Origin of the sequence: Halobellus sp. Atlit-38R (assembly GCF_003665925.1) — an archaeon.
In the GTDB taxonomy this organism is placed as follows: Archaea; Halobacteriota; Halobacteria; order Halobacteriales; family Haloferacaceae; genus Haloquadratum; species Haloquadratum inordinatus.
In genome coordinates this window covers 35,067-48,267 of the sequence record NZ_QXIJ01000001.1, presented here as the reverse complement: position 1 = coordinate 48,267, position 13,201 = coordinate 35,067, and the positions used below count along the sequence as shown (strand labels likewise).

Genomic DNA, 13,201 nt, shown 5'->3' with positions numbered 1-13,201 from the left:
GGTTGGGTGATCCGCCCCCGAACGTGCAGTTCAGACCTCCGAAGCGTCCGTTCCGGACAGATACGCCTCGATCGCTGCGCTGTAACCCTCCCGATAGGTCGGATACGCGAAGTCGTAGCCGAGTTCGCGCAGGCGCGCGTTCGAGCAGCGCTTGCTGGTCTGGATCCGCCGGCGCGCGGCCGCCGAGAGGTCCGGGTCGTCCAGTCGCTCCTCGATCGTCCGCTTCGGTGGGGCAGGTTCGTCGCACTCGGTAGCCAGCCAATCGGCGAACGCCCACTTGTCGACCGGTTCGTCGTCCACGACGAGGACGACGTCGCCGCGTGCCAGGTCGGATTCGAGGAGGAACGCGACCGAGCCCGCGGCGTCGTCGCGGTGCACCATATTCAGATAGCCCTCCGTCACGGGGCCCTCTAGATAGCGATCGAGTCGGTACCGGTCGGGACCGTACAGCCCCGCAAAGCGCGCGACGGTGCCGTCGATGCCGGCCGCAGCCGTCTCCTCACGGGCGACGCGCTCGGCCGCCGCGAGGACGCGCGTCTTCTCGTTCGTCGGCTCGATCGGCGTCTCCTCGTCGACGAAGTCGCCGCCGTGGTCGCCGTAGACGCCCGTCGACGAGGTGTAGACGAGCCGATCCGGCGGCGAGGAGCGATCGGCGTACGCCGCGATGACGTTCCGTAATCCCTCCACGTAGACGTCCCGGGCGGCATCCGCACCGCGACCGCCGGAACTGGCCGCGAAGACGACCCAGTCGGCGTCGGGGAGGTCAGCGAGCGAGTCGGCGTCGGTCGCGTCGGCGCGGACGGCGTCGAGACCCGCTTCGGCGACCGCGTCGAGTCCGGCGTCGGAGCGGCGGACGCCGGTCACCTCGTGGCCGGCCGCGTCGAGTTGCCGGCCGAGTTCGAGGCCGACGTACCCACAGCCGACGATGACGGTCCGGGCCATCAGCGCTCGTTCCGTTCGGCGAGGAACTGCTGGATCGCCGCGAGCTGTTCGAGCGTCATCGTCGTCCGGCCTTCGAGCGCCTGTTGGACCTCCTGGCCCGAGAGCCCGAGATCGACGTTTGCGGCGATCGTGTCGACGTCGACGACGCCGGTCGTCATCGCCATCAGGAGGTGATCGCGGAGTTCGAGGACGATCGCCTCGGCGTCGGGGCGGGCCTCGTCGAGTGCGAGGATTGCGGCGGCGTCTGCGACGCTCAGATCGGGCACGGTACCGTCGGCGAGCGCCTCGACGGTGTCGGCGTCGACACCCGAGTCGGCGGCGGCAGTTTCGACGCCGACGTCTGTCACGACGGCTCTGAGCTGTGCTTCGTAGGCTTCGCGCAACGCCTCGGGCGTCAGCGTCGCCGGCTCCTCGGCCGCGTCGTAGAGCATACCGCTACTCGCCACCGCGGCGGCAAAACGGTTTCCGAACGGGGCGTGGCGGCGTCTCGGGGGCGTCGGGGTCGCACCCCGCGAAGGGGAACTGCTTAAGTTCGTCACTACCCACCCAACGAGTATGAGCCACGTATCGCCCGCAAATCGGGAGGTGCAGCCGTGAGCGTCGGCCATCGCGTCAGCTCCGATCACCAGCTCGCGCGGTTGCTCCAGATCGGGATCGTCCTCGAAGAGGTCGTCGAGGCCCGGTCGTATCACCACTATCAGTCGCTCGACGAGGGATCAGAGCTCGACGCCGAGATCGAATCGCTCTTGGAACACGCCGCCGCGGAATCCGCCGAGCATCGCGAGCGACTGGAAGCGCTCGTCGAGGAACTCGACGCCGAGAGCATCCCGTTCGACGAGATCGAAGCGCTCGTCGAAGCCCAGTACGGCAAGACCGAGCCCGAGGACTTCGACGACATCCTCTACGATCAACTGTGCAACGAGGAGACGGCGTACAAGTTCTACGACGACCTCGTCGGCGCGCTCCGGGCTTCGGAGGCGACCTTCGGGATCGACCGGGACCGGCTCATAGACGTGCTCATCGAGATCCGCGAGGAGGAAGCAGACGGCGTCGAAGAAGTCACGAAAATTATGAACAAACGGCAATGAGACGAGATACGATGCGTCACGGAGGGACGGTATGAACACGGCCGACCAGTACGTCAAGGCGATCTACCTCCTCCAGCAGATGGAGAACGGCCCGGCGTCGACCGGCGCGCTCGCGGATCGCCTCGACGTCAGCCCCGCCAGCGCGAACGAGATGATCGGGAAACTCGAATCCCGAGGGCTCGCCGAACACGAGAAGTACAAGGGCGTCACGCTCACCGACGACGGGATCGTCCGCGCCCGCGATGCACTCCAGACGTACTGCATCATCGAGCGGTTCCTCGCGAACGTCCTCTCCGTCGAGGAGTTCCGCGCCGAGGCACGCGAACTCGAACCGGTCATCGACGACCTCGTCGCCGAGCGCCTCGACACGATCATCGATCGAAACGCCGAGTGCCCCGACTGCTTCGACCCCGAAACGGACGCCTGTTGTCACCTCGAAGTGGCCTCCGAGGCCAACGTCGAAGCCGAAGAGCAACGCGCGGACTGACGCCGTTTTCCTTCCGGCTTATTAAGCAGGACGAAGCCCGTAGCTTCAAGATGTTCCCGACTGAGGCGTTGGATATGGATGGGACAACGGCGCTCGATCGCCTCCTGAAACTCGCGGGATTGGGGCCCCGCGAGACGTCGGAGGCAACCGACCGAACAGCACCGTACGCGTGTTTGGGCTGTGGGGCGACGTACGACGTACAGTATCACGTCTGTCCGGAGTGCGGGGGCTACTCCGTGGAACTGCGACAGACCGGTCTCGATCCGGATGGCGACCCGGGGAGCAGACGCGAACGTCGATAAGGCAGCCGACCACCGGGCGGGATCGAGGGTCGGCGAGCGCCGTCGGAACCCGATGCCTTTTCAAAGACTGCGACGTGAGTAGGAGATGCAGTCCCGTGGTGTAGTGGCCAATCATATGGGCCTTTGGAGCCCATGACGGCGGTTCGAATCCGCCCGGGACTACTCAAACTTCTGGCATAATCTCCGAAACAGAGCCGTCGCTGTCTGCCGGTTCGGATCCTGGTATCTCCAACCCGAACCCAGGGGGTGCGCGCCTGATGAACCCCGAGCGGCCGCTCCGTGGTGACGATCACGGGGACATCGGGCTCGAAGCCACGAAGTACCGCGGCTGTCTCAGTTGCACGGACCCAGCCGTCGCTGTGATCGAGCACCCGATCCGATGCACGACACTCACGACGCACACGGCGCACAGGCGATGGACGAGATGACAGAACAGTTCATCCGGTTCTACCGGAAGTACTATCGCGACGAGCTGGGGCGACTCGCCCAGCGGTACCCAAGCGAGCAGCGCGCACTCCGCATCGACTACAGCAACCTCGTCCAGTTCGAGGCCGAACTCGCCGAGGGATGGCTCGACACCCCGGAGCAGATGCACGAGTACGCGGACGCGGCGCTGCACAACGTCGACCTCCCGGCGGACGTCTCGCTCACGCGCGATGACGCCCCGCCCGCGGAGGTCCGGCTCACGAACCTCCCAGAGGACCGCGAGTACTACCCCGGCGGCTACTCACCCTCAGATGCTCCGGGCGAGTACGTCGCGATCCGCGGCGAGATCGCGATGGCGACCGACACGTACCCGAAGATCGTCGACGCGGCCTTCGAGTGCCAGCGCTGCGGGACGATGACCTACATCCCACAGGACGACGGCTACCAGGAACCCCACGAGTGCCAGGGCTGCGAGCGCCAGGGGCCATTCCACATCGACTTCGATCGGTCAGTCTTCGTCGACGCCCAGTCGCTCCGCGTCCAGGAACCGCCGAGCGTCGCCGGCGGCGAGGGGGCGACCGTGGACGTCTTCGTCGAGGAAGATCTCGCCGGCCGCGCAGACACGGGCGACTTCGCCGGTGAGGCCGCCGGTGCGGTCGCCGACACGATCGGCGGTGCGCTGGGGCCCGCGATCGGGACCGTCATCGGCGATGCGCTCTCGAACGCCACGTCGGGAGACGTCAGCGGCTCGGTGTCGCTCACGAAACCACAGTGGGTGCCGCTTCGTGTCGCCCAGCCGGACTGGGCACCGCTCGAGGTGGAGAGCGTCGAGCCGATCCCCGTTGACGCACCAGAGTCAATTCCGGTGACAGTCGACACGCCACGGCAGCGACAGCCTCCGACGACACCCCCCAACTCGACCGAGTCAGAGAAGACACTCTTGGGGAACATCGGGAAGGGCGTGACCAGAGGGGCAGCGGCAGGGGCCGTGACGGGCACTGCTGCAGGGTTCCTGGGCGGGCCTCTTGCCCCCGTCTCAGTCCCTGGCGGTGCCATCGCAGGCACTGCGGTTGGTGGTGCTGTTGGCGGTGGCCTCGGTGCCGTCGACTACGCCGCTTCAGAGCTAACTGCCGGGCAACAGCAACGACAACCACGCACCTCAATAACAAATGAGATCTCGATCACGAATCGCCCGCGCTACGAAGTCCGTGTCGACGGCCTCGATCGCGATGAGATCCGGCGGGCGATCGAGGAGGCACAACGCGACAATCTTGCTGAGTTGGACAGCCGGCTCGACGAGGTCGAACGGGAGCTCGACCGGATTCGCCGCTCGAACAAACAGAGCGCCTGATCACGACGTGTGTAGCACCCGGAAGTGGCCCGCGATGAGGCCGAGCGCTGCGCCCGTGAAATGCGCCAAGAGTGCGCTGCCGGGCGCACTCCACTCGATAGTGAGCCACGCAGCCGCGATTGCGAAGACGACGACCGCAATCCGGAACGAGACACCGAGCCACCCAGCGACGAGCTGTGACACGACATTCGACGTCAGCACGTAGCCGACCAACGCGAACGCGGCACCACTGGCACCCAACACAGCGATTGCGGTACCCTGCAGGTGAAACACCAGTACTTGCACCACGCCGGCGAGCACGCCAGTCGTGAGAAAGAACAGATGAAAGCGGAGTGTCGACGTCGAAAGTGCAGCGATCCCGCCGGCGATCGCGATGATCACGGCGTTCGCGAGGAGGTGCCCCGGGCCGAGGTGCGCATACACGCTGGTCACGAGCCCCCACGGACGTTCGCTGAGAGGGGTGGCAAGAACGAACAGTCGAGTATAGCCCACGACCATCCCGATCCACGCCATAGCCGACACGAGTACCATCAGCGCGAGCGTCTGCACGACCGGATTCCTCGCGATCGCGCCGCGCATTGTCTCATCAGCAGGGGCTGGGGTACTCATACCGCCCACTCGGGGCCCGTGTCTCGTAAAGTCACTGCCACTGACGTGTCCGAACCTCTGTGTCGGTTCCCCGTCCGTCTGTAGTGCTCGATGTGTCCGGTCTATCAGCGGACCCACCTTGGAGACAAAAATGGGAACAACGGTTAAACGTTCCCACGGCATTGGTTCGAATATGAGTAGCGAAGTGCGAACAGACCAACGTGGTCGTGTGACGATTCCGAAGGAGGTACGCGACCGCTACGGCGAGAAGTTCCGCCTCGTCGAGTTGGATAGCGGTATCAAACTGGTTCCAATTCCCGACGATCCACTCGAGGAACTGCAAGCGGCGGCTTCGGACGAGCTCCGCGAGGCGACACTTGAGGAGCTCGAAGAGGCAGCACGTGAGGAGGCACGCGAACAGGCTGGAGAGAATGTACGCTGATCTCGACTTCTGGTTGGCGTTACTGAAAGAAGACGACTGGTTGGCTGATCGTGCCGAGTTACTTCTAGACGAATACGAGGGCGAGCTTGAGGTCACGCTGACGACGTTCATCGAACTGTTCCTCGTCGAGGAGCGGTTCTCGTTCGATCGGGAACGGGCTGTGACGGCGATACTCGAACTGGCCGCGTACGACGGCGATCCGAATGTTGTGTATCAAGCTTCAGAGAACATCGAGGACGGCCTGAATACGTTCGATGCATTCCACGCGGCACTCTCTGGTGGCGCGATTATCTCTAGTGACCAAGCATACGACGGGCTTAGTAGTGTGAATCGCATTCGACTCGACCCCGACGAGAACGAGGATCCTGCGGCCTAAGTGCGACAGCGTCCAAGGAATTATGGGTGGAGCAATCACGGCCGCTATCGACTAGAGACAACAGTGACGCGCTGCCGACCTTTGCGAGCCGCAACTCACCCAAACCACTATACGAACTCACGGCGCGTCTGTACGTGTGGCATACGAGGGTGACCATCCCCGGATCACGGACTTGTCAGCGCTTGATGCGGAGGACTTCAAGATCCGAAACACCAAATTCCTTCGGGGCGACAGGCACTGTTCAGATAAGATCGAAGAGTGAGGCGGTCGTAGTTCGTTGGTGCCTATGCAAGAACTGGACCGCCTCATCGGTTGTAGCGACTTACCGGAGTTAGAGTTTGTGGAGCGAGAGGCGACACCCGAGCCCGCGATGAAGCTGGGTATCCAACTGCACTTGGCGGGATTCTCGCTGTCGGATACCGTCTTTGTTCTCGCTGGCCTGGGTGTCGATCGGTGTCGCTCTACCGTTCATAACTGGATTCAGAAGGCCGATCTACAGCCAACAGGGGGTCACAGTCCGAATTACGTCGCGGTTGATGAGACCGTAATTCGAGTGAATGACCAGCGCTACTGGCTGTTTGCGGCAGTCGATCCTGACACGAACCGCCTGCTACACGTGCGACTATTCCCGACCAGGACCCAAGCGCTGACCGAGATGTTCCTCACGGAACTCCGCGAGAAACATCTCGTTTCCGACGCGATCTTCCTGGTCGATGGCGCGCCCTGGCTGCAGGCGGCCTGCCATCGTCACTCGCTCCGATTCCAACACGTCACCCACGGGAATCGGAATGCCATCGAACGCGTGTTTAAAGAGCTGAAACGCCGAACTGAGGCGTTTGTAAATCACTTCAGACACGCTGATCCGAACACTGCAGAAGCGTGGCTCCAAGCATTCGCCGTCTGCTTCAATCAGCTAATCTGAACAATGCCCTCACAACACACGGAGCTTTTTTTGATGGATCGACACACTCGCTTTCGACGCTTTATCGCGTGGTATACCGTCCTCTTGGGTGGGTTCGCCACGCTGTTGCTCGGAATGGTTGTCCTGCAGGCGTTCGTGTTTGGTGGGCATCTGCACCTCTACATCGACAAATTCGGTGAGGCGCAGTTCGAACTCGCGCTCTTTGCGGTCGTCTGTGGGACTGTGCCCTTTGGATTGTACGTCCTCGACGAGATGCTCCGTGGGTGGTGAGTGACGATCGGAGATGTGACTCAGCGGGTCGTGTCCTCGGAGCGGCAAAGAAAATGAAACCGTGGGGTGGTGCGAGGTGTGGGAGGCGCGCTATTCGTTCTGGAACGCGAAGTACGCGCCGGCGACGATCGCCAGGATGACGATCACGACGCCAGCGATGAGCAGCGGGCCAGGCCCGCCGTCGTCACCCGGCGGCGACGTCGTCGTCGCCTGGGTCGCTGGTTCCGTCGTCTCGTCCGGCTGCGTGGTCACGTCAGCCGTCGTCGTCACCTGCGCTTGCTCCTGCGTCGTGACCGCGAACGGCGAGAAGCCCGTCGTCTCTGCGCTCAGGACGACTTCGCCGTCTTGGGTCTCGGCGCTCGTTTCGAGCGTCTCCCAGGCACCGTCGCGGTAGTGCTGGATGACCAGCTCCTCGGTGCTCACGCCCAACTCGTCCAGGCGCGATTGCGAGATGCTGATCGAGACCGTCGCGGACTCGCCTTCAGCCGGATCCGGCGCGGAGATGTCGACCCCGCTCACGTAGTCGCCTTCGGGGGCAGGTACGTCAGCCGGCGGGTCGGGCAGTTCTTCGACGGTCGCCTGGCCGGTCGCGCCCGGCACGGACACGGAGACGCTCGTTGCGCCCGTGCCGCCCGAAAGCTGGACCTGCGCGGCGCCGTCCTGATCGAGATCGGCCGTCTCCGAAACCGGTTCGGGCGTTCCGTCACCCGGTTCGGCGGTGTCTTCCGGCGGAGCGACGGCACCACCGCCGCCACCGCCGCCACCACCGCCACCACCGCCGCCACCACTGCCGCCCCCACCACTAGGGGCTTCGGTGGGCGTCTCGGTGGGTGTCTCGGCCTGCTGGTCAAGCTGGAAGTTGACTTCCGTGGCTTGGGCCGTGTTCACGTCGCGGGACTTGGATGTGTCCTGGACGGAGATGGTGACCTGGCCGGAGGTGTCGACCTGAGAGGTGTTGACGTCGACGGAGTACTCCCCGTTGGAGTCGGTCGTCGTAGTGACCTCGTAGTCGGTGGCTGCCTGCGTGATCGTCACGGTCGCGCCGGAGATGGCGTTCCCATCGGCTCCCGTCACGGTCCCATAGTAGTTATGGGGCGCTGAGGGGGGTGCCGATTGTGCAACCGCGGCCGGGGCCGCTGCTCCCAAGACCGCCGAAAGGGCGATGAGGGCGACCACCAGCCGCGTAATCTGAGTGTTCTGTGTCATTTAGTGTGTCTTGTGAGTGTCTTGTTTTGTTATAAAAAGCGGTTGGAAGTTGGTTAGTTGGCTAGCTGTTCTTAGCTGAGAGTGACCGCGTCACTCTGCGTGACCGTTTCAGAGTTGTCGCTACTATCTTCGGTGATTTCAAGGACCACATCGTAGGTCCCCGTTTCGATGTCAGTTGTGTCTAAGCTAGTAGTCTGGTCAGTTCCTGCGGTAACACCAGAGTTAGTGACGACTGCGGTGCCTTGGTCATTGACGAGTTTGACGTTGACCGTAATGGCCTGACTGTCTTGTGCGTCATACGTGACAGACACAGAGTCACCAGGAGTCCCAGAGGACGTCGATGCCGACGTCGGGCTGTCGATAGCTGCAGTGTCAATCTGGTTCACAGTCACGGACTCGTCGTCACCAGCGTCTGCAGACTCATCAACGTCGACAGAGTTGCTGTACTGGTCAGTTGCTTGGGTTACGTCGACCGAGTAGTCTCCGTCAGCGACCCCAGCAACAGTTGCCGTGTACGTGTACGGGTTCGTGGCGTCTTCTGAGAAGTCACTACTGAGTGTGAGAGTCTGGCCAGCAACATCCGCAGAGATTGCGGAGAGATCTTCATCAGACTTCACAGTGACCGTCAGGTCGTTTTCGGTATTCGACAGTTGGACGTCAGTGACGTCAACTGAACCATCAACATCCACCGAGTCGGCTTCAGTGACAGTGTTACTGTTCGATTTGGTGTCGTTGACGACGAGCTGGACGTCGTACGTGCCAGCGCCGATGTCAAGAGCACTGCTGCTCAGGTCGAAGTCAGCGGTCAGGTCAGTACCGCCAGCCTCGACTGTCGTCGAAGCAAGACGGTCACCGTTATCAGCAAGGAGGCGGACCGTCGCGTCCTTGAAGTTCGTGTCCTCGGCGTCGTAGGTAACCGTCAGCGTCTCAGACGCCCCAACCGTCATAGGCGTTTTGGACGTCGGACTGACGATATTCGTGTTGTCAATTCCGGCGTCAACATCCACCGAGTCGGCTTCAGTGACAGAGTTACTGTTCGTGTTCGTGTCGTTGACGACGAGCTGGACGTCGTACGTGCCAGCGCCGATGTCAAGAGCACTGCTGCTCAGGTCGAAGTCAGCGGTCAGGTCAGTACCGCCAGCCTCGACTGTCGTCGAAGCAAGACGGTCACCGTTATCAGCAAGGAGGCGGACCGTCGCGTCCTTGAAGTTCGTGTCCTCGGCGTCGTAGGTAACCGTCAGCGTCTCAGACGTCCCAACCGTCATAGGCGTCTTGGATGTCGGACTGACGATATTCGTGTTGTCAATCTGGTTGTCGTTGTTAACGGTAACAGTATCAGACCCGTAGCCTGCGTTACCATCAGTGTCAACGGCTGTAATGAGCAGGCTGGCAGATTGGCCAGTGAATGCGTACTCAGTCGGATCCAGCGTCGCCGAGTACGTAGTTCCACCCGTGTTCTGCAGCTCAACACTGTCCTTTGCACCGAACTCCGCACCGCCAGTCACAGTAACGGACTGGATGTTCGAGCTGTCTTCGACTTCGGCCGTCACCGAGATCTTTTCACCGGCTTGGACGACGTCGTCGTTTTCATCGTTGTCGTCGATGACAACGTTGTAGACGTTCGGCTGTTCGCTCTGCGGACCGTCGTACGCGATCGGGACGTGCGAGCCCGCAGTGTTCGTGTGGAGCCAGTAACCCTGTTCGAGGGAGAGGCTCGTCGGCTGGTTGCCTGCGTAGTCTTCGACGCCCCAGACGCCTGTCAGACCGATGAAGGCCTGGTCGACGTTCTGACTACCTTCCTGGTAGTGACCGACGAGGTTCCAGCCAGCCTCGATCGGTTCGTTGTTGCGTTCGACGCCAGTAACAGGCGTGTTCTCGACTTCGTAGTCGATCTCGGTGTCTTCGCTCGCGTTAACGATGTACCCCAGACCGCCCTTGAGGGAGGTGAGGTCACCGTTGTCCGGTTCGACGACGTGCTTCGTCCACTCGCCGTCGTTGTACTCCCAGATGGAGTTGACACCGGCAAGGTCGAGCGAATCGATCGGAACCTCGCCCGTCTCAGCCGGGACGGAGACGACGTTCACGCCTTCCGAGAGTTCGAGCGAGAACGTCACGTCCGCGCTCGTGGAGTCGGTCGTGTGCGGCGCGCCCTGCTGTTCGGTGACGTCGGAGAACGTCAGTTCAGCGTCGCCGCCGGTCTGGGCCATTCCCTCGACCGTGTAGTTGACGACGCCGTCGGTGGCGTCATCGCCAGCGTTCATTTTGCTGACGGTGTAGCCGTTGAAGTCGCTGACAGAGCCAATCGAGCTAACCGGTTCGCTGAAGCGAACGCGGACGTTGAGCTGATCTTTGTCAGCGCTCACGACGTCAGCGTCCGTGACAGTTGCGTTCGCCGTGTCGACGGCCGTCATAGCCGTTCCTGCACCGCCAACGTCGGTTTCGTCGAGTCGCTGGTCGCCAGCGCTCGCGTTCTTGAACGTTGCCGTGAATGCACCGTCGCGCACGATCGCGCTCAGGTCGTCCACGTCGTCGCTCGTTGCGACGTACTTGTAGCCGTTCTCGGAGTCGACCTGCGTGAAGTCGCCGTCGTCGAGTTCGAGAACGTCCGAACTCTGCGTTCGGAAGTTGTCGCTCGTCGCGACGCTGACGTTCAGGCGGTCGAGTGCGATGTCAGTCGTGACGTTGATCGTCAGGGTATCGCCATCAGCGCTGATGTCGAACCCATCGTCTTCACCGTTGACAACGCCCGGGTTCGGGTCTGCGAGGCTGAGCTTCTTGCCTTCGAGTTCGACCGTATCCAGGTCGTCCGAAGCGTCAGCGCCTTCGAAGCCAGGATCATTAGCGACGGCACGGAGGATGTACTTGCCCTCGCCCAGGGTGTTGACGTCGAACGTGGTCGCATCCTGGAACGTTTCTCCATCGTTAAAGTCGCCGTCAGATCCGGAGTACTTGTAGAGGTAGTTGACATCCTCGGTACCCACGTTATTCACAGTGAGGAACGTCGAGATGTCAACCTCTCCAGTCAGGGTCGCATCCTGATCGTAGGAGAGCGACGGTTCGTTGTTGTCGATCGTGAGTGCCTTGCTGTTGTACCCCTCGTTGCTCGCGTTGTCGGTCACGTAGACAACGAGTGTGTGCACACCGTCAGGGTATGCACTCGTGTTGATGTTCTTCGGATCTGAGACAGAGACCAGATCGCTCCGGTCGTCAGCCTCGTCGTAGGTACTGTCTCCGGGGAGCAGGTAGTAGTTGACCGACTGGACGTCGTCAACGTCATCGTTGGAGACCGCAGTGACGTTACCAGTGATGTTCGCGTAGCCGCTGATAACGTCGCCATCGCCCATCGTGTTGAAGTTGACACCCGGCGTGTCAGTGTCGATCTCGAACGACGCGTTGGCCGTGTTGTTCAGCGGGTTGCCAGCGACGTCGTTGGCGCTGTCAACCGTGACGACAGCAGACTCGTTCGTCGTCGTGTATGTGCTGACATCGAACTCGAGGCTGACCTCTGTGTTTGCATCGTTGGAGTCAACGACGTTGGTCAGGCGGTTCGTGGTCCCGTCGATGCTGACTTCTGCCTCGACCGTTTCGGGCTGAACAGGTTCATCGAACGTCGCAGTCACCGTCTCGGAGCCAGCATCATTTTGCGTGTTGATGTCGCTCGACGAGAGCTGGACATTCGTGACGTTCGGCTTGATGTTCTCAACCTCGAACGTGTAGGAGTCTTCAGCGTAGTTGCCGGCTGTGTCCGTCGCGTTCACTTCAACCGTGATGGTCCCGTTCGGGAGCACAGCGGACGTGTCAGAGCCAGTGTCAACGGTGAATGTGTCTGTGTGGTCAACGCCGTACACGTTGTCCCCTTGATCGAACGTCTCGGAGTAGCCCGACTCGTTCGTGATCGTGAGGTTGGCGAGATCGACGTTGCTGTCCGAAACCTCGACCTCAACGATCGGGTCGTTGACGTCAACGACTGAGTCCGGACTATTGAGGTTGAACGTCGCCGGACCGGTGTCGACAGAGAACGTGAGCTTGGTCGACTGTCGAGTGTTGCCGGCCTTGTCCGTCACCGAGAGGGATGCCGTGTAGTCGCCGTCTTCGAGTTCGGGGACGTCACCGACACCCGGACGGATCGTGATGTTGTTGTCCTCATAGCGCACACCGTCGTTGGTGGTCTGCGCACCGATCTCGTAGGAGTAGTACTTGTCTCCGTTCTGTCGGAGCGTCACCTGAACAGTCTCATCGTCCACACCGGAGATGGCGTCAGTGACATTCTGACGGATCTCGGGAGTGGAAGTGGTGTAAATCGGCGGGTTTCCTGCAGGGAGGTTGTTCTCGTTGAACGACACGGGAGTGTCGTCGACGGTGAGAACTCCCACCTTCTCATCAGCATTAGACGAATACGAATTCGTGTTGCTGATAGTGGAGCCCTGAACAACCCAGACGTTAGTCGCGCTAGGGTTCGTTAAGTCCCCTTCATCAGGGGCAGCGACGGTTGTGGTGAACGTGCCACCATCAATGCTCGCGGCTGAAACCGTCGTCAGGGTTTCTCCAGCGTTTTTATTTCCGTCGTCATTTGCATCGTAGTAAATCGTTACATCTTGGTCATTAGCAGTGACATCACCAGAGATGGTGATATCATCGCTATTCGTCACAACGGCTGTATCCTGGCCGTCGAAGTCAACGCCAGAAGCCGTCGCGGCAGCACTCCCTGCGAACGCCATCGTCCCGCCGAAGACGGAGACGACCATCAGCGTCGCCAGGAACACCGCGCGCGCTTTGTTGCGTAAGTCGCGTGTCATTAATT

The 13,201-nt window shown here is 61.6% G+C and carries 14 protein-coding genes and 1 tRNA gene; 10 read left to right on the top strand and 5 right to left on the bottom strand.

Annotation, left to right across the window (positions count from 1 at the left end; all coding sequences use genetic code 11):
* Window positions 1–30: 30 nt before the first annotated feature.
* On the bottom strand, window positions 31–942 hold the full coding sequence (locus D3D02_RS00225; protein ID WP_121567976.1) for an SDR family oxidoreductase: 912 nt from the start codon (window positions 940–942) through the stop codon (window positions 31–33).
* On the bottom strand, window positions 942–1,373 hold the full coding sequence (locus tag D3D02_RS00220) for a DUF5791 family protein (RefSeq protein WP_121567974.1): 432 nt from the start codon (window positions 1,371–1,373) through the stop codon (window positions 942–944). Before D3D02_RS00220 ends, D3D02_RS00225 begins: the two co-directional genes overlap by 1 nt.
* A gap of 162 nt (window positions 1,374–1,535) precedes the next feature.
* Here D3D02_RS00220 and D3D02_RS00215 point away from each other — a divergent pair, with 162 nt between their 5' ends.
* The 5 genes from D3D02_RS00215 to D3D02_RS00195 all read left to right on the top strand — a co-directional run bounded on the left by D3D02_RS00215 (window position 1,536) and on the right by D3D02_RS00195 (window position 4,596).
* The gene (locus tag D3D02_RS00215; RefSeq protein WP_121567972.1) at window positions 1,536–2,030 is read left to right on the top strand and encodes a ferritin-like domain-containing protein; all 495 of its coding nucleotides are present in this window, start codon (window positions 1,536–1,538) and stop codon (window positions 2,028–2,030) included.
* A gap of 31 nt (window positions 2,031–2,061) precedes the next feature.
* The gene (locus D3D02_RS00210) at window positions 2,062–2,517 is read left to right on the top strand and encodes a metal-dependent transcriptional regulator (RefSeq protein ID WP_121567970.1); all 456 of its coding nucleotides are present in this window, start codon (window positions 2,062–2,064) and stop codon (window positions 2,515–2,517) included.
* Window positions 2,518–2,591: 74 nt separating this feature from the next.
* Window positions 2,592–2,819, top strand: a complete 228-nt coding sequence (locus tag D3D02_RS00205) for a hypothetical protein (RefSeq protein WP_199722978.1) — start codon at window positions 2,592–2,594, stop codon at window positions 2,817–2,819.
* Between the two features lie 89 nt (window positions 2,820–2,908).
* Window positions 2,909–2,981: transfer RNA gene (locus D3D02_RS00200), tRNA-Gln, on the top strand.
* A 217-nt stretch (window positions 2,982–3,198) separates the two neighbouring features.
* Entirely contained in the window at window positions 3,199–4,596 is a 1,398-nt protein-coding gene (locus D3D02_RS00195) for a minichromosome maintenance protein MCM (RefSeq protein WP_121567968.1), read from the top strand.
* Here D3D02_RS00195 and D3D02_RS00190 read toward each other — a convergent pair whose 3' ends face one another.
* On the bottom strand, window positions 4,597–5,205 hold the full coding sequence (locus D3D02_RS00190; protein WP_199722977.1) for a rhomboid family intramembrane serine protease: 609 nt from the start codon (window positions 5,203–5,205) through the stop codon (window positions 4,597–4,599).
* 172 nt (window positions 5,206–5,377) lie between these two features.
* Here D3D02_RS00190 and D3D02_RS00185 point away from each other — a divergent pair, with 172 nt between their 5' ends.
* The 5 genes from D3D02_RS00185 to D3D02_RS00170 all read left to right on the top strand — a co-directional run bounded on the left by D3D02_RS00185 (window position 5,378) and on the right by D3D02_RS00170 (window position 7,194).
* The gene (locus D3D02_RS00185) at window positions 5,378–5,626 is read left to right on the top strand and encodes an AbrB/MazE/SpoVT family DNA-binding domain-containing protein (protein ID WP_121567964.1); all 249 of its coding nucleotides are present in this window, start codon (window positions 5,378–5,380) and stop codon (window positions 5,624–5,626) included.
* On the top strand, window positions 5,616–6,002 hold the full coding sequence (locus tag D3D02_RS00180; RefSeq protein ID WP_121567962.1) for a type II toxin-antitoxin system VapC family toxin: 387 nt from the start codon (window positions 5,616–5,618) through the stop codon (window positions 6,000–6,002). The genes D3D02_RS00185 and D3D02_RS00180 overlap by 11 nt, the downstream gene beginning before the upstream one ends.
* Before the next feature lie 136 nt (window positions 6,003–6,138).
* Window positions 6,139–6,264 (top strand): hypothetical protein, encoded by a 126-nt coding sequence (locus tag D3D02_RS21435; protein ID WP_255410137.1) that lies wholly within the window; start codon window positions 6,139–6,141, stop codon window positions 6,262–6,264.
* Window positions 6,265–6,288: 24 nt separating this feature from the next.
* Window positions 6,289–6,924 (top strand): IS6 family transposase, encoded by a 636-nt coding sequence (locus tag D3D02_RS00175; RefSeq protein ID WP_121567960.1) that lies wholly within the window; start codon window positions 6,289–6,291, stop codon window positions 6,922–6,924.
* 33 nt (window positions 6,925–6,957) lie between these two features.
* Complete coding sequence (locus tag D3D02_RS00170) at window positions 6,958–7,194, top strand: hypothetical protein (RefSeq protein WP_121567958.1); 237 nt, start codon at window positions 6,958–6,960, stop codon at window positions 7,192–7,194.
* A 90-nt stretch (window positions 7,195–7,284) separates the two neighbouring features.
* On the opposite strand, the gene D3D02_RS00165 is transcribed toward D3D02_RS00170, so the two are convergent.
* Both D3D02_RS00165 and D3D02_RS00160 read right to left on the bottom strand, forming a co-directional pair.
* On the bottom strand, window positions 7,285–8,400 hold the full coding sequence (locus D3D02_RS00165) for a PGF-pre-PGF domain-containing protein (RefSeq protein WP_121567956.1): 1,116 nt from the start codon (window positions 8,398–8,400) through the stop codon (window positions 7,285–7,287).
* Window positions 8,401–8,471: 71 nt separating this feature from the next.
* On the bottom strand, window positions 8,472–13,196 hold the full coding sequence (locus tag D3D02_RS00160; protein WP_121567954.1) for a surface glycoprotein: 4,725 nt from the start codon (window positions 13,194–13,196) through the stop codon (window positions 8,472–8,474).
* Window positions 13,197–13,201 lie beyond the last annotated feature (5 nt).